This is a genomic window from Serratia sp. CY32780, assembly GCF_052169135.1.
Classification (GTDB): domain Bacteria; phylum Pseudomonadota; class Gammaproteobacteria; order Enterobacterales; family Enterobacteriaceae; genus Serratia; species Serratia sarumanii.
The window spans coordinates 221,053-240,428 of sequence record NZ_JBJNLI010000005.1 but is presented as its reverse complement, the minus strand read 5'-3'; the positions used below and the strand labels follow the sequence as shown (position 1 = coordinate 240,428).

General features: G+C 57.7%; 20 protein-coding genes and 1 pseudogene. 11 read left to right on the top strand and 10 right to left on the bottom strand.

All coding sequences use genetic code 11. The features are described from left to right. Positions 1-49: 49 nt before the first annotated feature. Positions 50-2,245 carry a TonB-dependent receptor gene (locus tag ACJ8HH_RS20225; RefSeq protein ID WP_060452035.1) on the bottom strand — a complete coding sequence of 732 codons (2,196 nt, stop codon included), beginning with the start codon at positions 2,243-2,245 and terminating at the stop codon, positions 50-52. A gap of 56 nt (positions 2,246-2,301) precedes the next feature. Continuing rightward, complete coding sequence (locus ACJ8HH_RS20220) at positions 2,302-3,378, bottom strand: YncE family protein (protein ID WP_043147811.1); 1,077 nt, start codon at positions 3,376-3,378, stop codon at positions 2,302-2,304. A 392-nt stretch (positions 3,379-3,770) separates the two neighbouring features. Here ACJ8HH_RS20220 and ACJ8HH_RS20215 point away from each other — a divergent pair, with 392 nt between their 5' ends. Next, positions 3,771-4,223, top strand: coding sequence for a GNAT family N-acetyltransferase (locus ACJ8HH_RS20215; RefSeq protein WP_043147812.1), 453 nt, complete (start codon positions 3,771-3,773; stop codon positions 4,221-4,223). A 20-nt stretch (positions 4,224-4,243) separates the two neighbouring features. On the opposite strand, the gene ACJ8HH_RS20210 is transcribed toward ACJ8HH_RS20215, so the two are convergent. Continuing rightward, a complete protein-coding gene (locus ACJ8HH_RS20210; protein ID WP_039568418.1) occupies positions 4,244-4,861 on the bottom strand; it encodes a LysE family translocator in 618 nt (205 codons plus the stop codon). A 193-nt stretch (positions 4,862-5,054) separates the two neighbouring features. Between ACJ8HH_RS20210 and ACJ8HH_RS20205 the strand changes: the two genes are divergently transcribed. Beyond that, a complete protein-coding gene (locus ACJ8HH_RS20205) occupies positions 5,055-5,516 on the top strand; it encodes an Lrp/AsnC family transcriptional regulator (protein ID WP_041036238.1) in 462 nt (153 codons plus the stop codon). A gap of 34 nt (positions 5,517-5,550) precedes the next feature. Here ACJ8HH_RS20205 and ACJ8HH_RS20200 read toward each other — a convergent pair whose 3' ends face one another. After that, positions 5,551-6,759 (bottom strand): NAD(P)/FAD-dependent oxidoreductase, encoded by a 1,209-nt coding sequence (locus ACJ8HH_RS20200; RefSeq protein WP_043147813.1) that lies wholly within the window; start codon positions 6,757-6,759, stop codon positions 5,551-5,553. A gap of 158 nt (positions 6,760-6,917) precedes the next feature. Next, entirely contained in the window at positions 6,918-7,457 is a 540-nt protein-coding gene (locus ACJ8HH_RS20195; protein WP_004941666.1) for an RrF2 family transcriptional regulator, read from the bottom strand. A gap of 339 nt (positions 7,458-7,796) precedes the next feature. On the opposite strand from ACJ8HH_RS20195, the gene ACJ8HH_RS20190 reads away from it, so the two are divergent. The 4 genes and pseudogenes from ACJ8HH_RS20190 to ACJ8HH_RS20175 all read left to right on the top strand — a co-directional run bounded on the left by ACJ8HH_RS20190 (position 7,797) and on the right by ACJ8HH_RS20175 (position 10,629). Continuing rightward, positions 7,797-9,266 carry a beta-barrel assembly-enhancing protease gene (locus ACJ8HH_RS20190; protein WP_033635508.1) on the top strand — a complete coding sequence of 490 codons (1,470 nt, stop codon included), beginning with the start codon at positions 7,797-7,799 and terminating at the stop codon, positions 9,264-9,266. Between the two features lie 20 nt (positions 9,267-9,286). Further along, positions 9,287-9,640, top strand: coding sequence for an arsenate reductase (glutaredoxin) (arsC, locus tag ACJ8HH_RS20185; RefSeq protein WP_033648817.1), 354 nt, complete (start codon positions 9,287-9,289; stop codon positions 9,638-9,640). A 200-nt stretch (positions 9,641-9,840) separates the two neighbouring features. After that, positions 9,841-10,047, top strand: a pseudogene (locus ACJ8HH_RS20180) (hypothetical protein); the annotation flags it as partial. A gap of 36 nt (positions 10,048-10,083) precedes the next feature. Beyond that, the gene (locus ACJ8HH_RS20175; RefSeq protein ID WP_039568424.1) at positions 10,084-10,629 is read left to right on the top strand and encodes a helix-turn-helix transcriptional regulator; all 546 of its coding nucleotides are present in this window, start codon (positions 10,084-10,086) and stop codon (positions 10,627-10,629) included. A gap of 7 nt (positions 10,630-10,636) precedes the next feature. Here the strand turns inward: ACJ8HH_RS20175 and hda are convergent, their stop codons facing one another. Continuing rightward, complete coding sequence (hda, locus tag ACJ8HH_RS20170; protein ID WP_025159568.1) at positions 10,637-11,338, bottom strand: DnaA inactivator Hda; 702 nt, start codon at positions 11,336-11,338, stop codon at positions 10,637-10,639. 272 nt (positions 11,339-11,610) lie between these two features. On the opposite strand from hda, the gene ACJ8HH_RS20165 reads away from it, so the two are divergent. Further along, a complete protein-coding gene (locus ACJ8HH_RS20165) occupies positions 11,611-12,126 on the top strand; it encodes a hypothetical protein (RefSeq protein ID WP_019452428.1) in 516 nt (171 codons plus the stop codon). Positions 12,127-12,159: 33 nt separating this feature from the next. Then, positions 12,160-12,408, top strand: a complete 249-nt coding sequence (locus tag ACJ8HH_RS20160; protein ID WP_033635514.1) for a GlsB/YeaQ/YmgE family stress response membrane protein — start codon at positions 12,160-12,162, stop codon at positions 12,406-12,408. 36 nt (positions 12,409-12,444) lie between these two features. Here the strand turns inward: ACJ8HH_RS20160 and ACJ8HH_RS20155 are convergent, their stop codons facing one another. From ACJ8HH_RS20155 to upp, 3 genes are all read right to left on the bottom strand, one after another. After that, the gene (locus ACJ8HH_RS20155) at positions 12,445-13,095 is read right to left on the bottom strand and encodes a DUF421 domain-containing protein (protein ID WP_033648818.1); all 651 of its coding nucleotides are present in this window, start codon (positions 13,093-13,095) and stop codon (positions 12,445-12,447) included. A gap of 108 nt (positions 13,096-13,203) precedes the next feature. After that, entirely contained in the window at positions 13,204-14,493 is a 1,290-nt protein-coding gene (gene uraA / locus ACJ8HH_RS20150) for a uracil permease (protein ID WP_021504398.1), read from the bottom strand. 76 nt (positions 14,494-14,569) lie between these two features. Further along, entirely contained in the window at positions 14,570-15,196 is a 627-nt protein-coding gene (upp, locus tag ACJ8HH_RS20145; protein WP_004941642.1) for a uracil phosphoribosyltransferase, read from the bottom strand. A gap of 255 nt (positions 15,197-15,451) precedes the next feature. Between upp and purM the strand changes: the two genes are divergently transcribed. The 3 genes from purM (at position 15,452) to speG (ending at position 17,793) form a co-directional block, all read left to right on the top strand. After that, on the top strand, positions 15,452-16,489 hold the full coding sequence (gene purM, locus ACJ8HH_RS20140) for a phosphoribosylformylglycinamidine cyclo-ligase (protein ID WP_025303843.1): 1,038 nt from the start codon (positions 15,452-15,454) through the stop codon (positions 16,487-16,489). After that, the gene (gene purN, locus ACJ8HH_RS20135) at positions 16,489-17,127 is read left to right on the top strand and encodes a phosphoribosylglycinamide formyltransferase (RefSeq protein ID WP_060452034.1); all 639 of its coding nucleotides are present in this window, start codon (positions 16,489-16,491) and stop codon (positions 17,125-17,127) included. The genes purM and purN overlap by 1 nt, the downstream gene beginning before the upstream one ends. A 114-nt stretch (positions 17,128-17,241) precedes the next feature. Continuing rightward, a complete protein-coding gene (gene speG / locus ACJ8HH_RS20130) occupies positions 17,242-17,793 on the top strand; it encodes a spermidine N1-acetyltransferase (RefSeq protein WP_004941631.1) in 552 nt (183 codons plus the stop codon). Positions 17,794-17,863: 70 nt separating this feature from the next. Here speG and ACJ8HH_RS20125 read toward each other — a convergent pair whose 3' ends face one another. Then, positions 17,864-19,168, bottom strand: a complete 1,305-nt coding sequence (locus ACJ8HH_RS20125; protein WP_041036251.1) for a hypothetical protein — start codon at positions 19,166-19,168, stop codon at positions 17,864-17,866. Positions 19,169-19,376 lie beyond the last annotated feature (208 nt).

Below are 19,376 nucleotides of genomic sequence, written 5' to 3'. Positions count from 1 at the left end.
AAGAAACCGACGGCCCATCACATGTGGGCCGCCGTCGTTTCTGTATCGCTTAGAAGTCGTAAGTTACCGACGCTTTCAGCGTTCTCGCCTGTCCCTGGAAGACGTAAGTGCCATTGCTTTCTACGCCGGACCAATACTTCTCGTTCGTGACGTTGTCCAACCCCACACGCCATACCAGCGTATTTTGATCCTCATTCAAACGCATGCGATAGCGAAGGCCGAGATCCAGGGTCGTGAAACTATCGAGCTTTTTGGTATTGGCGGAGTCGGCATATTGCGAACCGGTATGCCGCACTTTCGCCGTCGCCGTCAGGCCATCGACCGGCCTGATATCGTATTCCGCCCCCAGCACCGCGTAGAAGTGCGCTACGCCGATAGCGTCTTTGCCATCGTTACGGCCGCCCTGGGTTTTGGTCAGCTCGGGCGAAAGCCAGGTAGCGCTGCCGTTAAGGCGCAGGCCGAAGGCCGGTTCGCCAAATACATTCAACTCCACGCCGCGGTTACGTTGCTCGCCGTTCAACGTGTAGTAGTTGTTGCTGTCGATCATGGTGGCTGGCTTTTTGATTTCAAACAGCGCCAACGAGCCGCCCACGCGTTCGAAATCAACTTTCACGCCCACTTCATTTTGCTTGGAACGGGCGATACCGGTACTCTGCCCGAAGTTAGCCGCCTCTTTCGGCGCAATGCCGCCAGGCTGCAACGCCTCGGTATGGTTGGCATAAAGCGACACCGTTTCCCACGGCTTGTAGACCAGCCCGAACGTCGGCATCCAGCGGCTTTGCGTATAACGGGAGGCGGTATCCTCCAGGCCGGTGGCGTTGCTGTAATTACGCACCACCACTTTCTGATGGCGCGCCGCCGCCGTTAACAACACCCGGTCGCCGAAAAAGCCCAACGTATCGCTGAACAACCAGCCCTGCGTCCGGTTACGCGCCGTGGTCAGCGGATCGCTGTAGTTGCCGCCGAAATAGGCGTTGTCCGGTATTGCGACATCATGGTTATCGTAGATATTGGTCGTCGGATTGTTGGCGGACATGCGCCACGCGGTTTTGTCGCGTTTAATCTGCGCGGAATAGCCGACGTTGACCCGATGCGAAACCGCCCAGGTCGTGAACTTGCCCTCAAGCCCCGCCATGCCGCTGAAAGCGTCGATAATGCGGTTGGTATCCAGGCGCCCAACCGTGGCGTCGCCGTTGGCGTTGATGAGCTTCGGTGCGCTGTAAACACCGGTTTCATGGCCATGCTGCGCGCCCAAGCCGGCATAGGCCTTCCAGTCGCGGGTTAAATCATATTCCGCTTTCGCCATGCCGAATTCGTTCTCGATATCGCTGTAGCCCCACTGCTGACTGTAATTTTTACGGGTGTCAGGCACCGCGGGTATCACATCGATACCGCTGATGTTGACCCCCATCGTTCCCCCATGGAAGGTCTTTTTCTGATAACCGAAGTCCAACGATGAACGGAAACGATCGCCGCGATAGTCCAGCCCAACCGATGCCAGCGTCGTGCGCCGCTTATCATCCTCAACCGCCGTTTCACCCTCACGGTGCACCAGGTTGACGCGAGCGCCAAACTGGTTGTCGTCACCAAAACGGCGGCCCAGATCCAGCGTGCCGCCCACCTGAGAATCGGAGGTGTAGTCGAGGCCGAGCTGGGTGGTCGGCGTTTCTTCCGCCCGCTTCGGTTCAAGATTGATCATGCCGCCAACGCCGCTGGAAGCCAGGCCGTTCAATAGGGCGTTCGCCCCTTTGAAGATCTCCACCCGCTCCAGCATCTGGGTATCCATCACCTGGCGCGGCACCACGCCCGGCAGCCCGCCCATCGTCATGTCGTCGCCGTCCAGTTGGAAACCGCGAATACGATAGGTTTCGGCGAAGTTACCGTACCCCTGCACCGCCTGTACACCCGCGTCGTTGCTGACCACGTCGGCGATGGTCTTCGCCTGCTGATCCTGTACCAGCTTCGCGGTATAACCTATGACGTTGAACGGAACGTCCATCGCTTTCTGTTCGCCCAACATTCCCAGGCGGCCGCCGTGGGCGACCTGTCCATCCAGATAGGCGGGAACCAAATCATTGCCGCCGGAGTTGAAATCGCCGTGTTTTTCGGCCCGGACAACCAGGGTGTCCTCCTGGTTTTTCTTGGCGCCGCCGTCTGCGGCCAGCGCCCCCTGGCTCAGCGCGCCAATAGTCAGCGCCAGCAGCGTTTTACGTAAAGGGAAATTCGTTGTACTGGTGTTGTGCATAATTCACTCATGAATGAGGATAAAAGTTAAATGGCCCGTCGCCGGGCCGATGGGGCTTATTTATTCAACGCGATGCGAACCACGCTGTCCGGCCCCTGAGTGGAATGATCTTTGTTAAACGGCTGTTTGACCGTAACGAACAATGTCTGGCCGTCTGCCGACAGCAGCAAGCTGTTTGGATTCGGCGGCAGCGGCCAGCGCTGTTTCACCGCATAGGTCGTCGCATCCAGGCTCAGCACATTGCCGGATTCACGCTGCGAGATGTAAATTTCGTTGCGCCGTGGATTGAAAACGACAGCCAAAGAGTCGCCCACATCAAGCAGCTTCAATAACTTTCCGGTGTGAATATCCAAGACCAGCGTGGTCTTCGCCTTGGAGTTGTCGGTGACGAACAAACGACCGGTAGCCTCGTCCTCCGCCATATTGAGCAGCAGTGCGGGTTGGTCTCCCAACGGTTTCCAGCGTTTTTCGATGCGGTTGGAACGCGGGTTGATCACCAGGATCTCGCCGCTGCCATTGGCGGCATATACGCGTTGGGTCTGTTCGGAGTAATGTAGGCCGGTCATCCATTTGCCGGTATTTTTAATGCGCGTTTTCAGCTTGAGCGATTCAGCGTCAACCACCCAAATTTGCGCCGGGTCGGCCACCGCCCCCACATACAGCGTGTTGTCGTGAGCCAGAATTTGGCGCGCACCATACGGCAACCCTTTCTCATTGCGCTCGCTGAACAGCAAACGCCCTTTCACCTTACCGTCGGCGGCGCCGATTGTGCTGATGCCGCCGTCCAGCGAATTGCTGACATAAAGGGTTTTCCCATCCGCAGAGGCCTGCATGGCGAAATTTTTCAAATCGGTATGCGTCGTGCCAAGGGTTTTCAGGGTCTTGGCGTCCAGTTTATAGACCACGCCACCCTGCACATCTTTAAAACTTTCGGCGCTGGCGACGTACAACGCATCTCCCCCTGGCGTCAGCGCCATTTCATACAAGCCATAAGCCAGTTGGCGTTTGACGATGCTGTCGGATTGCGCCGCTTGCGCCAGAGGCTGCGCGGCAGGGGAAGAGGTTTGGTGCGGCGCGCAGCCGCTGAGCGCCATCCCCGTCAACAGGGCGAGCACAGAGGTTTTCATTTTCATCGGGGAAATCCTTGACCATTCAAAACGGTGTTTACGGCGGGCTCTGCAGTTTAGTTTTGAGCTTTCTCATCACGAGAAATGAGCGCCACCGCGCGTCTCAGTGTTTCCCTGTGAATCAACTATCACGCCAATGCAGGCTAATAACTCCTTCGTGCGCCCGCGAACAACAAAGAGAATGAGAAACATACTCATTATTATTTACGCAATCAAGCGTAATTATTTTCCTTCCTTCTCTAAAAGTCATGGCGACATCTCGTATTATCAAAACCAATACGCCAGCTATCAATCCCGGTGCCGTGCATGGTTATCTCGCCTTACACCGTCGATAAACGGCCTCACCCTGCGTACAGGCACTTAACAACGAGCGAGCAGACAACAGGAGAAGCCCCCTCATGACAACCCCTGCCCCACGGGAGTGGCAGCGTGCGGACTATCTCGTCAGCACCGATCCCGCTCTGCTGGATCTCGATGCCATCCATGCATTTCTGACCCGTTCGTCATGGGCGGAAGGCATTGATAAAGAGACCGTCCGCCAGTCCCTCGCCCACAGCCTGTGCTTCGGTTTGTATCACGGCACCAGACAAATCGGTTTCGCCCGGCTGGTTACCGATTACGCCACTTTCGGCTATCTGTGCGACGTGTACGTGCTGGAAACGTACCAAAAAAGCGGGCTGGGTCTGTGGCTGGCGGAATGCTGCCAGGCCCATCCGCTGATGGCGACGCTGCGGCGAGTCATGCTGGTCACCAGCACCGCCCCCTGGCTCTATGAAAAAGTGGGCTATAGCGCCATCAACCGCCCCGACTTTGTCTGGCAGATCGCCCGGCCGGACATCTACCGACGATAGGTGTTTTCGCTGACCAGGCGCTATTTCAGCGCCTGCTCGGCCAGCAGCCCGAGGGCGATGACGATCATCGCCGCGCCGGAGATGCGCCCCACCACCTTCGCGGCCTGTGGGCGCGTGCGCAGTACCGACTGCGATCCGAATCCCACCAGCAGATACACCAGGCCGCAGCTGATCAAATGCACGACGCCCAACGCCAGCATCTGCATCGGCACCGACCATTCGGCCCGGGCGTCGGTAAACTGCGGCAGCAGCGCCAAAAACAGCAGAAACACCTTGGGGTTCAGGCCGCTGACGCACACGCCCTTGCCGGCCCAGCGCAGCCAGGAATCGGAACGCTGATCTTCACCGGCGCCGGGCACCGGCGGGTGCAGCAGCATGTTGCAACCGATCCACAAGAGGTAAGCCGCTCCCAGCAAGGTAAGCGCCGTCAGCGCCAGCGGGTTGCCGATCAGCAGCGCGCCGACGCCCGCCACCACGCTCGCAATCATCAACAAATGGCCAAACAGCAAACCGGCGACGGCGGGCACCACCACCCGGCCGCGAATGCCCGCCGAGATCACATAGGCCCAATCCATACCCGGCGTGATCACCAATAAAATCGATACCGCCCAAAAAGCGGCGAACAGAGCGAGCGTCATACCGCCGCCCTCTCAAACGCGCTGCGCCACACCGAACAGAGAACCATTGCGCTTTCCTCGTGGAAGAAGAACGGCCCCGCCTGCCGCGGCGGCCGTCAAAACCGTTCAACAGATGGCAAGAATATCCTCAAGGGATTAAAATGTGCTTTCAATTACTTGCCTGAAATCGGCATAAGCGGGGAAATTCTTCTAAATGGATAAGATTGATCGCAAGATTCTTGCTGAACTGCAGGCTGACGGCCGTTTGTCGGTGACCGAGCTGGCCGAGCGGATCGGGTTGAGCGTATCCCCCTGCCACCGCCGGGTGCGGACGTTAGAGGAATCCGGGGTGATCAGAGGTTACCGCGCCCAGCTCGATCCCGGCAGCCTGGGCTATAACTTTTCCGCCCTGGTGTTCGTCACCATGCGCGAAGGCGATCGCCGCGCCGTTGAAACCTTCGAAAACGCCATGATGGACATTCCGCAGGTGGTGCAGGCGCAGCGGCTGTTCGGCGATCCGGACTATCTGCTGCACGTGATCGCCCGCGATCTGCCCGCCTTTCAACAGCTTTACGACGAGAAACTCTCCGCTCTGCCGGGCGTGCAGCGCCTGAGCTCCACCCTGGTGATGAAAACCGTAGTGCCGGAGCGTTCATTCCTGCCGCTGGGAAAATGACGACGGGAGCGTTGCCGCTCCCGTTTTGACTTCTTTAAGGCACAATCACGAAATCCGGATTGGCTACGGCGAACAGCGCCTCGCGATCCGCCGCCGGTGGATAAATCCACTGCGTATTGATCTCCTGCTTAATCTTTTTGCCTTCCTGACGGGTAAAACGCACCTGGCGATCCCAGCCTTCGGTATACAGCGCGCCCCAAGGCCCCAGATCCAGACAGGTCACATACTTCGGCTGGCTGTACGGGTGCGTCGGCAATCCCGCCAGCTCCGCCGCCGCATTGTGGCCGGCCACGCGGCCAAGACTCATCGCATGCTGGCAGGTCATCAGGTTGTGGTTGCCGAGATCGTCGGTCGCCGCCTTCACCGTATCCCCGGTCACGAAAATGCCCGCCGCCGCCGGCGCGCGCAGGAAGGCATCGCCGATCACCCGGCCGCTGCCGTCGCGCTCGCCGGGGATCTGCTCGGTCAGCGGATGCGCCCGCACGCCCGCCGCCAGGATCACCGTGTTGGCGGCGATGCGCTCACCGTTCGACAGCATCACCCCCTCGGCGTCGATGGCCGAGACGCGCAGGCCGGCCCGCGCCTCCACGCCGCACTCCGCCAGCGCCTGGCGTATCACCGCCCCCGGCTCCGCCCCCATCCCGGCGCCCACTTCCGGCGCGCTATCGACGATCACCACGCGCACGTTCTCGTCTTTGCCCAGCACATCCCGCAGCCGCTGCGGCATCTCCGCCGCGCTCTCCAGCCCGGTCAGCCCCGCACCCACCACCACGGCGGTGTTGCGCGCCGGCGTCGAGGGTTTGGCCGCCAGCGCTTTGATATGGGCATCCAAACGCTGCGCGCTTTCCAGCGTATCGACGTTGAAACCGTATTCGGCAAAGCCCGGCACCGCAGGCACGGAGAGCCGACTGCCGGTGGCCCACACCAGGCGGTCGTAGACCAGCTCAAGGGATCCCCCCGTCGCCTGCGCCACCGTGAGCGTTTTGGCGGCGGCGTCGATGCGTTCTACCGTCCCGGCCAGGTGGCGCACGCCGACGGCGGCGAGCTGCGCGGAAATGTCCGGGTTCATGTTTTCCAGCACCGCTTCATACAGGCGCGGCCGGATGGTGACCGTGGGCGTCGGCGAGACCATGAGCACCTCGATATCGTCATGCTTACCGGCGATGTTAATGGCGCGCATGGCGGACACGGCGGCCCAAAAACCGGCAAAACCGGAACCGGCAATCACTATTTTCTGCGTCATGGGATGACTCCTTCATACAGGGTTAACCGGGCGATAAGGCTGCCCGCAAGTTTTCGGATGAACGATGCCGTTCCGCTCCCGTAACAGGGTGCAGAAGGCCCGCCCGCCCCTTCCGAAGAGGCGGGAAAAGTGTGTTTCGCTTTAAGGAAAGGCGGTGGTTAGGTCTTGGCGCGCGCCGTTTTTCCGCTGCGCGCGGTGCGTTCCGTCATGCGCTCGTCGAGCCAGAGGTTGACCTCACCGAAGAAGCCCTGCGGCGCCTTGCGGCCAAAGCGGGCCGCGACGGCGCCGAGGGTCTGCGCCGCCAGCGCGTCGCGCATCGCCTTCTCCGCCTGCAGCATCACCGCGTGGATGGCACATTTGCCGGAAACCGCCCAATCCGGCGGGGAATCGTCGAACACCGCACAGCGCCCGCGCACCTCCTGGCAATCGAACAGCGGCTTGTGCCCTTCAATGGCGTCGATGATCTCCAGGAAGCTGATCTCGTCCGCCGGGCGCGCCAGACGATAACCGCCGCGCACCCCTTCACTGGCGGCGACGATCCCTGCCTTTTCCAGCTTGGGGAAAATCTTGGCCAGAAAGCTGGGGGAGATGCCTTGCAGCTCGGCGAGTTCGCGGCTGCTGAGCGCGCGCTGGTTATCGCCGACCAGCCACAGCAGGCAGTGGATGCCATATTCAACGCTGGTTGTGATGTACGCCATGTGTCCGTTTTCGACCGTCAATGAATCTTCAATAACGCAGACTATATGAGTCTGCGTTTCTCTTGTCAATAAAACACGGACAAAGTTGATCCGTGTTTTATTCGAAATGCATGCCGCCAGCGACGAAAAAACGCCCTTCAAAATGAAAAATAAAACTTTTTTGCCCGATCCGCGCCCGGCTAACGTTTCCTTGTCGCCTGCGGCTGACTATGATGTGATGGGTGCCGCCGCCGCGGTTTGTGAGCCGCCGCACTTTCGCGCGGATTGCGCCGCGGGAATAAAGAACTCTTGTCTGCTGCTGACGTCTTAGAAATGATTATTTAAGGGAAACGCCTGACTATGACCAACCGGTTGACCAAAACCGCGTTAGCGGTGCTGCTGCTCGGCACGCTGAACGCCACCGCCCTGGCGCCAGCACAGGCGGAAAGCCAGGATCAGTTGCCGGATATGGGCACCTCCGCCGGCGGCACCCTGAGCATCGGACAAGAGCTGGCGATGGGCGATTTCTACGTGCGCCAACTGCGCGCCAGCGCCCCGCTGATCAACGATCCGCTGCTGAGCCAGTACATCAACCAGTTGGGCAACCGGCTGGTGGCCAGCGCCTATTCGGTGCGCACGCCGTTCCATTTCTATCTGGTGCGCAACGACGAGATCAACGCCTTCGCCTTCTTCGGCGGCAACGTGGTGCTGCACTCCGCGCTGCTGCGCGTCAGCGACAACGAAAGCCAGCTGGCTTCGGTGCTGGCACACGAAATCTCGCACGTCACCCAGCGCCACCTGGCGCGCGCAATGGAAGATCAGCAGCGCAACGCCCCGCTGACCTGGGTGGGCGCGCTCGGCTCCATCCTGCTCGCGATGGCCAACCCGACTATGGGCATGGCGGCGCTGAGCGGCACCCTGGCCGGCACCCAGCAGGGCATGATCAGCTTTACCCAGTCGAACGAACAGGAAGCCGACCGCATCGGCATTCAGGTGCTGCAGCGCGCCGGATTCGATCCGGAAGCGATGCCCGACTTCCTGCAGAAGCTCTCGGATCAGTCACGTTACGCCTCTAAACCGCCGGAAATGCTGCTGACGCACCCGTTGCCGGACAGCCGCCTTTCCGACGCGCGCAACCGCGCCAACCAGATGCCGAAACACATCGTGCAGTCTTCGCAGGATTACCTGATGGCCAAGGTGCGCGCACTGGGCATGTACAGCTCGGAAGGCTATGGCCTGAACGAAGAGCTGCTCGGCTCGCTCAGCAAGGGCAACGTGCGCGAACAGGCGGCCGCCAAATACGGCCGCGCCATCCTGTTCTATGAAGCGAAAAAATACGACGACGCGCGCAACATCATTCAGCCGATGCTGGCGCAGGATGCGAAAAACGTCTGGCTGATCGACCTGATGACCGACATCGATCTCGGCCAGAAACGCGCGCCGCAGGCCATCGCCCGGCTGCAGGCGGCCAACGCCGCCCAGAGCAACAACCCGGTGCTGCAGCTCAACCTGGCCAACGCCTATGTCGAAGGCAACCAGCCGGCGCAGGCCTCGAAGATCCTGAACCGCTACACCTTTGCCCATCCGGACGATCCGAACGGCTGGGATCTGCTGGCGCAGGCCAGCGCCGCCCAAGGGCTGCGCGATGAAGAACTGTCGGCCCGCGCCGAAAGCCTGGCGCTGACCGGCCGGCTCGATCAGGCCATCGGCCTGCTCAGCAATGCCAGCTCGCTGCAAAAACTCGGCAGCCTGAAACAGGCGCGCTACGATGCGCGCATCGACCAGCTGCGCCAACTGCAACAGCGCTTCCGCCAATACCAGCGCAGCTGATGCAACAAGGAATGAACGCCATGAAAAACGTCACGATTTACCACAACCCGCGCTGCTCCAAGAGCCGTGAAACCCTGGCGCTGCTGGAACAGCACGGCGTCGATCCCAAGGTGGTGCTGTACCTTGAAACGCCCCCGTCGGCCGATGAGCTGAAAAAGCTGTTGAAGGAACTGGGCTTCACATCGGCGCGCGATCTGATGCGCAAGAAAGAAGACCTGTACAAGGAATTGAAGCTGGCGGACGACAGCCTGAGCGAAGAACAGCTGCTGGCGGCGATGACGGCGAACCCGAAACTGATCGAACGCCCGATCGTGGTGAAAGGCAGCAAGGCGCGCATCGGCCGGCCGCCGGAGCAGGTGCTGGAGATTTTGTAAACGGTCAACCCGCCTCTTATTGAGCCGTAACATACCAATAGCCCTGAACAGGGCTATTTTTAATTGTTTGTTATATAAATACTTTTCATCATCCTCAACTTCTCCTGTTGCTATGCTGCACAAATGCCGAGCCTCACGGCAAGACAGGCGTTGACAACCGTCAACACCCCCACTACCCTAATCGCATCACTGGACGAGCGATGAAAAAACACCCAGACAAGCATATCCAGGCGGCATTAGCTTACGCCCTTTCTCAGGGGTGGCATTTTCGCCCCAGCAAAGGGCACGCATTTGGACGACTGCATTGCGCCTTTGCCGGACATCAAGAACATATGATGAGCATCTGGAGCACGCCGAAAAATCCAGAGGTACATGCCAAACAGATTCGGCGCAAAGTCGATCACTGCCTGGCGCTGTCGCAGAAAAATAACCGGAGAATCACCATGACGCTCTTTCATTTCTCATTGACGCTGGATGGAGTGACCGCCGATACCACCGGGTTGGAGGATGCGCTGCATGCGGCGGGATGCGATGACGCGCTGATCTGTTTCTACGGTAAAACCGTCTACCTGGAGTTCGATCGAGAAAGCGATAACTTTGCGCACGCGATTTGCAGCGCCATCAGTGATATTGAGTCTGCAAATATTGGCGCCAAGGTGATATCGGTAGACTCCAGCCTGGTGGGATTAAGCGATATTGCCGAGCTCACTGAACTGTCGCGTCAGGCGATCGCGATGCTAAAAGACGGGACTCGCGGCCCCGGCGGCTTCCCTTCCCCCATTCAACGGCTCGGCGGCACCTCACCGTTATGGCGCTGGGCTGACGTGGCGGCCTGGTTGGCGCAACAAGGGAAAATCGGCCCACGGCTTGCAGACAATGCGCAGTGTCTGGAACATATCAATCTCGCTTTGCAACTGCGAAGCGATCGGCAACGCCAGCAGGTTGAGCACTACCGCTCCCTGCTGGAACATGCAGAAAAACAGGTTTGATGGCTCGCTACAGCCCCAGGATCTCTTTAACGAACGGGATGGTCAGCTTGCGCTGGGCGGTGATCGAGGCGCGATCGAGTTGATCGAGGGTCATAAACAGCGTGCGCATCTCGCGATCCAGCCGTTTCAACAGGAAGCGGCCCACGTCTTCCGGCAGCTCGAAGCCGCGCAGTTTGCCACGCAGCTGCAGCGCCAGCAGTTTCTCTTCGTCCGACAGCGGCTGCAGCTTGTAGATCTGCCCCCAGTCCAGGCGCGAAGCCAGATCCGGCAAACGCAGGTTCAGCTGGCGCGGCGGGCGATCTCCGGTGATGAACAAACGGGTGCGGCCGGTTTCCAGAATGCGGTTGTAGAGGTTGAAGATCGCCATCTCCCACTCTTCGTCGCCGGCGATGCATTCAATATTGTCGATGCAAACCAGCGCCAACTGCTCCATGCCGTCCAACACTTCAGGCACGAAGTAGGCGCGCTTGTCGAGCGGCACATAGCCCACCGCCTCGCCCTTCTGCGAAAGCTCGGCACAGGCCGCATGCAGCAGATGGCTGCGCCCGCCGCCTTCACGCGACCAAAAATAGATATAGCTGCCATGTTCCTGACGGACGGCGGATTGGATTGCGGCTAATAGGGATGGGTTCTCGCCCGGATAAAAACTGGCGAAAGTTTCATCATCGGGAAGATAAAGTGGCAGTGAAAGCTGTGCCGGCGTATTCAGAGAAGCACCTCAACCAAAACTGGCAGAAAAACGTAGGCAGTTTAACACAGAAAACGGGCGCTGTTGAACCGGCAGGATCTTATGCCGCAATAGTGAGCAATGCCTAAGCGCCGCTTGATCGGCTGCGGTGTCCGCCAAGGCAAGAATTGTCCGATATCATTCCCTAACTCCATGCCTGCGCAGGTTAAATTTGTAATTTAAGTAAAATCTGACCTAGTATAGGTAGGCTAAATGCAATCACCATCAACAAGGTTTCTGCAAGGATATAGACGATGAAAGTATGGAATAAAGTGCTGTTGGCCTCCTTTATCGGGTTGTTGGTTGCCGGCTGTGATGACTCGTCCAAGGTTGACGCCAACCTGGATAAAGCCAAAGACAGCGCCGAGCAGATGAAAGACGCCGCCCAGAAAAAAGCGGACGATCTGACGGACAAAGCGAAAGCAACGGCGGATGAAATCAAAAAAGAGGCCGCCACCCAGGCTGACCAGCTGAAAGACAAAGCCTCGGCGATTAAAGATGAAGCTGCCAAACAGGCGGACGCCATCACCAACGACGCCAAGGCCAAGGCCGCCGCGATCAAGGATGACGCAGGCAAACAAAGCCAGCAGCTGGTGGATCAGGCCAAGGCCATCAAAAACGACGCCATCAACGGCGCTAACGATCTGACCGAGCAGGCCAAGGCGAAGACCGAAGCCATCAAGAACAGCGCCGAAAACAAAGCGCAAGAGTTGAAACAAGAGACCGATGCGGCGGTAAACGGCAATACGCAGCCGGCCACCCAGCAGTAAGCTATTCTCAGCCACAAAAGAAAGGAGCAGTAAATGGGGATTATTTCCTGGATTATTTTCGGCCTGATCGCCGGTATTTTGGCTAAGTGGATCATGCCCGGCAAAGACGGCGGCGGCTTTATCCTGACCATCGTGCTGGGGATCATCGGCGCCGTGGTCGGCGGCTATATCAGCACCTTCTTCGGCTACGGCAAGGTTGACGGCTTCAACTTCGGCAGCTTTGTGGTGGCGGTCATCGGCGCTATCGTGGTGCTGTTCGTGTACCGCAAAATTCGCAGCTAATATGATATTGGGGGGGCTGAGGCTCCCCCTTTTTCACTATTTGACCATGCGTCCGTCATTAAGAATGAACGCAGTTCTACCGTCCCAAAACTCAGCAATAAAAATATCTTTCGGCTCTATACCGTGTTCACGGATAGTTTGGCTCAACCACTCCTCATCTTTATTAATCTCCTGCAGCTCATAAGGCCTGGCCCTGCCATTTTTCATAATGATAATCGAAGGCAGCTCATTTCCCTCACATACCGCGGTGATCTGACCGCCCGGCTCAATTTGCGCATAGACAATCTCCTGAAAGGCGTGAATCCCCTGCGCATGCAGCTGTGAGGAAACGTTCAAGATGTCGATTTTATTTTTCTTGGCTAAAATATTTTCCATCAAAAAGCGGCCGTTTTTTATAATTGGTATCGGGTTGCCGATAGTGACCGAACGAAAGAAGTTGCAGTGTTTACTGATTGCATTCAACAGAGAAATTAGCCCTACCCCGATAAGCAGTACAACGACATACTGGTACAAGGGGATGCTGTCGCTATAGATAACGCCCCCAATAATGCCCCCGAGCACAAAGTTGCCGATAAAATCCACAGGGGTCATTTGCGATAGCTGGGTCTTTCCGGACAAGTTCAAGTGGGTGATAACAATGACAAAGCCAATAACAAATTTGAGCAAAATATATCCGTAGTACTCCATATCCTTTTCCTTTTAATCGATGTTGTTAATGCTATCAGCTACTTTATCCCAACGGATGTAAAGGCAGAAATACGAGTAAAAAGGGCAGCCCCTGGGCTGCCCTTTTCGTTACTTCTGCTCCGCCGGTTCGTCCGGCGCGTCGAGCACCTCTTCTTCCTTGCGGAACAGGCTGATGACCTTGAACAGCAGGCTCAGGCCGATACCCACGATGGTCGCCAGCGCCATGCCTTTCAGCTCCGCCGCACCGATATGCACCTTGGCGCCGCTCACGCCGATGATCAGGATCACCGAGGTCAAAATCAGGTTTTGCGCTTTGTTGTAATCCACTTTGGACTCGATCAGCACGCGAATGCCCGAGGCGCCGATCACACCGTACAGCAGCAGGGAAACGCCGCCCATCACCGGCACCGGCACCGCCTGGATTGCCGCCGCCAGCTTACCGATGCAGGACAGCAGGATCGCCAACACTGCCGCGCCGCCGATCACCCAGGTACTGTAGACCTTGGTGATGGCCATCACGCCGATGTTCTCACCGTAGGTGGTGTTCGGCGTAGAGCCGAAGAAGCCGGAGAACACCGTCGAGATACCGTTGGCGAACATCGAGCGGTGCAGCCCTGGATCGCGGATCAGATCTTTCTTCACGATGTTGGCGGTCACCACCAGGTGGCCGACGTGCTCGGCGATCACCACCAGCGCCGCCGGCAGAATGGTGAAGATGGCGAACCACTCAAAGCGCGGAGTGTAGAAGGTCGGCAGCGCGAACCAGTGCGCCTCGCGAATCGGAGTCAAATCCACCACGCCCATGAAGAACGACAGCGCATAGCCCACCAGCACACCGATCAGGATCGGGATAATCGCCAGGAAGCCGCGGAACAGCACCGAGCCGAGCACCGTGACCGCCAGCGTCACCAGCGAAATGGTGATGGTGGTCGAATCGGCGCTGGTGCCTTCCGCCGGCAGCAGCCCCGCCATGTTGGCCGCCACGCCCGCCAACTCCAGCCCGATGACGGCGACGATCGCCCCCATCGCCGCCGGCGGGAACATCACGTCCAGCCAGCCGGTGCCGGCCTTTTTCACGATCAGCGCCACCAGGCAGAACAGCACGCCGCACATGATGAAACCGCCCAACGCCACTTCGTAACCGAGCGGCAACAGCAGCAGTACCGGCGAGATAAACGCGAAGCTGGAACCGAGGTAGGCCGGGATCTTGCCTTTACAGATGAACAGATACAGCAGCGTGCCAATGCCGTTGAACAGCAGCACGGTCGCCGGGTTGATCTTGAACAGGATAGGCACCAGCACGGTGGCGCCGAACATGGCGAACAGGTGCTGGAAACTGAGCGGAATGGTCTGGAGCAGCGGCGGGCGCTCGCTGACGCCGATGGCGCGACGGGTCATGTGTGCTTTTCCTCGGTTTATTGGTTTTATAGGTTTTAGTCAAAAAAAAGCCGACTCGTTAAGTCGGCTCAAATGTTTACTTGGTACCAAATATCTTGTCGCCCGCATCGCCCAGGCCAGGCACGATGTAGCCCTTGTCGTTCAGGCACTGATCGATGGAGGCGGTGTACAGCTCAACGTCCGGGTGCGCTTTCTCCAGCGCGGCGATGCCTTCCGGCGCCGCCACCAGAACCAGCACCTTGATGCTGTGGCAGCCGGCTTTCTTCAGCAGATCGATAGTGGCGATCATCGAACCGCCGGTGGCCAGCATCGGGTCGACGACCAGCGCCATGCGCTCTTCGATGTTGGAAACCAGCTTCTGGAAGTACGGCACCGGCTCCAGGGTTTCTTCGTCGCGGTATACGCCCACCACGCTGATGCGCGCGCTCGGCACGTGCTCCAGCACCCCTTCCATCATGCCCAGGCCTGCGCGCAGGATCGGCACTACGGTAATCTTTTTCCCTTTGATCTGATCCACTTCAACTGGCCCGCACCAGCCTTCGATGGTGACTTTTTCCGTCTCCAGATCGGCGGTCGCTTCATAGGTCAGTAAACTACCCACTTCTGAGGCCAGCTCACGGAAGCGTTTGGTGCTGATGTCATTTTCGCGCATCAGGCCAAGCTTGTGTTTTACCAGCGGGTGTTTCACCTCAACGATCTTCATCATTTTTCTCCTATTAAGGTGGTTGCGGCCAAAAAAATCGCGGGATTATACCTCCTTTTTTTCGCCGCGCCACCCACAATAGCCCGATCGGGATCAACAAAAGTTTGAATATCAGTATAGATGACGAAAAAGCGGAGCCGGTTCACAAGCCGCTCGCAAACGTTTGCCTGCGCTGTTAGAATTGCCGCGCCTTATTCCGGAATCAACATCGGAAGCACAGTTTTCAAACCGCAAACCGTCGTGGGGAATCGCGCAGTGACCGACAAAACCTCTCTCAGCTATAAAGACGCAGGTGTCGATATCGATGCTGGCAACGCATTGGTAGACCGCATCAAAGGTGTAGTTAAACAGACCCGTCGCCCGGAAGTGATGGGCGGTCTGGGCGGGTTTGGCGCCCTGTGTGCGTTGCCGCAGAAATACCGCGAGCCGGTGCTGGTTTCCGGTACCGACGGCGTGGGCACCAAGCTGCGTCTGGCGATGGATCTGAAACGCCACGACACCATCGGCATCGATCTGGTGGCGATGTGCGTCAACGATCTGGTGGTTCAGGGCGCCGAGCCGCTGTTCTTCCTCGACTACTACGCGACCGGCAAGCTGGATGTGGACACCGCGGCCAGCGTGATCACCGGCATCGCCGAAGGCTGCAAACAGTCCGGCTGTGCGCTGGTGGGCGGCGAAACCGCTGAAATGCCGGGCATGTACCACGGCGAAGATTACGACGTGGCCGGTTTCTGCGTCGGCGTGGTCGAAAAATCCGAGATCATCGACGGCAGCAAAGTGCAGTCCGGCGACGCGCTGATCGCCTTAGGCGCTTCCGGCCCGCACTCCAACGGCTACTCGCTGGTGCGCAAAATCCTGGAAGTGAGCAACACCGATCCGACCGCCACCCAGCTGGAAGGCAAACCGCTGGCCGACCACCTGCTGGCGCCGACCAAGATTTACGTGAAGTCCGTGCTGGAGCTGATCGAGAAGGCGGACGTACACGCCATCGCTCACCTCACCGGCGGCGGCTTCTGGGAAAACATTCCACGCGTGCTGCCGGAAGGCATGCAGGCGGTGATCGACGAAGCCAGCTGGCAGTGGCCGGCGGTGTTCACCTGGCTGCAGCAGGCCGGCAACGTCAGCCGCCATGAAATGTACCGCACCTTCAACTGCGGCGTAGGCATGGTCATCGCCCTGCCGGAAGCCGAAGTGGAAGCGGCCATCGCGCTGCTGACCGCGGCAGGTGAAAAAGCGTGGAAAATCGGTAAACTGACCGCCTCTTCCGACGAACAACAAGTGGTCATCAACTGATGAAAAAGATCGTGGTGTTGGTCTCCGGCCAGGGGAGCAATCTCCAGGCGCTGATTGACGCCTGCCAGCAGGACCGCATCGCCGCCGAGATCGTGGCGGTGTTCAGCAACAAGGCGCAGGCTTACGGCCTGCAGCGCGCCGAGGCGGCGGACATCGCCGCCCAGGCGCTGGATGCCAAGGCCTACGCCGATCGCACGGCGTTCGACGCCGCGTTGGCGGACGCCATCGACCAGTACCAGCCCGATCTGGTGGTGCTGGCCGGCTACATGCGCATCCTCAGCCCGCAGTTCGTGCAGCGTTATGCCGGCCGCATGCTGAACATCCACCCTTCCCTGCTGCCGAAATACCCCGGGCTGCATACCCACCGTCAGGCCATCGACAACGGCGACAGCGAACACGGCACCTCGGTGCACTTCGTGACCGAGCAGCTCGACGGCGGCCCGGTGATTTTGCAGGCCAAGGTGCCGATTTTCGCTGACGACGAAGAGGATGACGTGGTTGAACGGGTGCAAACCCAGGAACACACGATCTATCCGCTGGTGGTGAGCTGGTTCGTCGACGGCCGCCTGGCGATGCGCGATGGCGCCGCCTGGCTGGACGGCGAACGCCTGCCTGAGCAGGGCCACGCCGCCGACTGATGCGCGCAGCCTGAACCTTGCCTAAACGGCGCCCACGCGGCGCCGTTTTTTTTTCGCCTTCATCCATTCTGTGAAGTTATACTTTGCACAATTTCACGGCACAGAGGAGCCCACATGTCCAGCACTGCCAGCGTCAGGTTACGCCCATTGGAACGGGACGATCTGTCGTTCGTCCACCAGATGGACAACAACGCCAGCGTTATGCGCTATTGGTTTGAAGAACCTTACGAAGCCTTTGTCGAACTTTCCGATCTCTACGACAAACACATCCACGATCAGAGCGAGCGCCGCTTTATCATCGAGCACGAAGGCGCCAAGGTCGGCCTGGTGGAGCTGGTGGAGATCGATCACATCCACCGCCGCGCAGAGTTCCAGATCATCATCGATCCCGCCCACCAGGGCAAAGGCTATGCCAGCACCGCCGCCCGCTTGGCGATGGACTACGGCTTCTCGGTGCTGAACCTGTACAAGCTGTACCTGATCGTCGACAAAGAGAACCCGAAGGCGATCCACATCTACAGCAAGCTGGGCTTCAACGTGGAAGGCGAGTTGATCGACGAGTTCTTCGTCAACGGCGAATACCGCACCGTGCTGCGCATGTGCATCTTCCAGCCGCAATACCTGGCGAAGTTCAAAACGCCCAATGATAAGCCGCTGGTGAAGTGACAATTAGCGAGAAAAAAGAGAAAACCCGCGCAGGCGGGTTTTTTCCTATCATATAAAGGCATTAGCCCGGTTAGTTCACTATTTTAAGCGCTCTAAAACCGGTTCCGGCACTGTTCTCCTCCCCCAGCAACACTCGCTCAAACCCCATCTTCCCTTTTCTGTTCGTCAGCAGGCTTAGCGACGTATTGCCTTCGCTCCAAGGGTAATCGATAGCGACCACACGGGCACCGGAGGCATGCATTTCAATCAAATCGGTATTGCCATTGATAATTTTAGTTCCTTCTTTCGCCACGCTGAAAGCACTAGCATTAATCGAATACCCATTATTTGCCCCCGAAGGCAATCCGATGACCAAGCAGTTCTGACCGGAATTTTTGACTTTACCCACATCAAGAGATGAAACGGATACCAGAGCGCTTTGGCTATCGATCGTGACCGAGTTCGTTCCCGAATTAATGCTGGCCTCGATAACTTTATTGAGTGAAAAGGTGCCTACCGTATTCTCCGTTCCTCCCTCCGAGCGTACGAAGTCAATATAAAGCTGACTGACACTGCCATTGGTGCTTCCTGACGCTTTAACGATCCCTTTGCAAGATTCTGCCGTTGTGCCATACAAGAAGAACCCTGTTGAAGGGCGGTTAGAACAAACGATAGAAATACCGTGCAAACCGGTAAACGCTACGCTGCAGCCAATCAAGGTGATACCGCGGCAATCTACAAATAAAAAACCGTGGCATGGCGCCTGGTTAACATAGCTCTCTGGGCCGCCAAACGCTTTGCAATTGATGAAGACGGCCTCTTGTAATGCCTCAGCATAAAAACAAGGCGCTGTTGCCGTCATATTGGTATGTTTTACGATGACGTTTACTGCCGTTAGCGTCTGGGAGACTTTGTCCGACGGATTATTATCGTTATCTGGCTCGATAACGATGCCGATACCGCTGTCCGCCAAATTATCAATATTGATATTCTCCAGGATAAAACCGTCATAGGGCTTACGTAAAACAATTGCGCTCCCGGTATGACTGGCCATATTGATCGAGATATCTTTGACGCACACGCCAACGGTAGAGTACCCCGCAATATCAGAGTCAAATTTGAAAACGGCCCCCAGCTCCCCCAGGTCAGCCGTGAGGAGTAACTTCGTTGACTGAATCCCCTCCCCAACGATGTGTACCCCTGGCTTTAAAAAAACGATCTGCTTAGTGATGCTGTAGGTACCGGCAGGCACGATGACCTTACCGCCGAGGGATTCCCAGACCGGGTTAGGATTCTCATTAATTTTCTTGGCAAGGCGAAGAAATGCGTTAGTTAAATTATTTCCTTCGCCCGCCTCAACAAAGTCGAGAATATTCATTGTATTGGATGACGCCATATTACTTCTCCTGTTTATACTGTCTCATTGTAGGTTAACTCTTCTGTCACGGAGCTGAGCCAAGGCTTGAATAGACAGATTACCCGCAGATATAAAAATGCAAAGTCATATGTGTTGTATAATCGATGGCAGATAATTCATCATCCGATAAAATAATGCACACCTATAGGACTATCTTTTTTCGAAAAAAGGGAAGTATTCTATGAAC

Bases quoted from the DNA above. Each gene is read 5' to 3' on its own strand.
- ACJ8HH_RS20225 (WP_060452035.1), bottom strand. From the start codon at position 2,245: ATGCACAACACCAGTACAACGAATTTCCCTTTACGTAAAACGCTGCTG.
- ACJ8HH_RS20220 (WP_043147811.1), bottom strand. From the start codon at position 3,378: ATGAAAATGAAAACCTCTGTGCTCGCCCTGTTGACGGGGATGGCGCTC.
- ACJ8HH_RS20215 (WP_043147812.1), top strand. From the start codon at position 3,771: ATGACAACCCCTGCCCCACGGGAGTGGCAGCGTGCGGACTATCTCGTC.
- ACJ8HH_RS20210 (WP_039568418.1), bottom strand. From the start codon at position 4,861: ATGACGCTCGCTCTGTTCGCCGCTTTTTGGGCGGTATCGATTTTATTG.
- ACJ8HH_RS20205 (WP_041036238.1), top strand. From the start codon at position 5,055: ATGGATAAGATTGATCGCAAGATTCTTGCTGAACTGCAGGCTGACGGC.
- ACJ8HH_RS20200 (WP_043147813.1), bottom strand. From the start codon at position 6,759: ATGACGCAGAAAATAGTGATTGCCGGTTCCGGTTTTGCCGGTTTTTGG.
- ACJ8HH_RS20195 (WP_004941666.1), bottom strand. From the start codon at position 7,457: ATGGCGTACATCACAACCAGCGTTGAATATGGCATCCACTGCCTGCTG.
- ACJ8HH_RS20190 (WP_033635508.1), top strand. From the start codon at position 7,797: ATGACCAACCGGTTGACCAAAACCGCGTTAGCGGTGCTGCTGCTCGGC.
- arsC (WP_033648817.1), top strand. From the start codon at position 9,287: ATGAAAAACGTCACGATTTACCACAACCCGCGCTGCTCCAAGAGCCGT.
- ACJ8HH_RS20175 (WP_039568424.1), top strand. From the start codon at position 10,084: ATGACGCTCTTTCATTTCTCATTGACGCTGGATGGAGTGACCGCCGAT.
- ACJ8HH_RS20165 (WP_019452428.1), top strand. From the start codon at position 11,611: ATGAAAGTATGGAATAAAGTGCTGTTGGCCTCCTTTATCGGGTTGTTG.
- ACJ8HH_RS20160 (WP_033635514.1), top strand. From the start codon at position 12,160: ATGGGGATTATTTCCTGGATTATTTTCGGCCTGATCGCCGGTATTTTG.
- ACJ8HH_RS20155 (WP_033648818.1), bottom strand. From the start codon at position 13,095: ATGGAGTACTACGGATATATTTTGCTCAAATTTGTTATTGGCTTTGTC.
- uraA (WP_021504398.1), bottom strand. From the start codon at position 14,493: ATGACCCGTCGCGCCATCGGCGTCAGCGAGCGCCCGCCGCTGCTCCAG.
- upp (WP_004941642.1), bottom strand. From the start codon at position 15,196: ATGAAGATCGTTGAGGTGAAACACCCGCTGGTAAAACACAAGCTTGGC.
- purN (WP_060452034.1), top strand. From the start codon at position 16,489: ATGAAAAAGATCGTGGTGTTGGTCTCCGGCCAGGGGAGCAATCTCCAG.
- speG (WP_004941631.1), top strand. From the start codon at position 17,242: ATGTCCAGCACTGCCAGCGTCAGGTTACGCCCATTGGAACGGGACGAT.
- ACJ8HH_RS20125 (WP_041036251.1), bottom strand. From the start codon at position 19,168: ATGGCGTCATCCAATACAATGAATATTCTCGACTTTGTTGAGGCGGGC.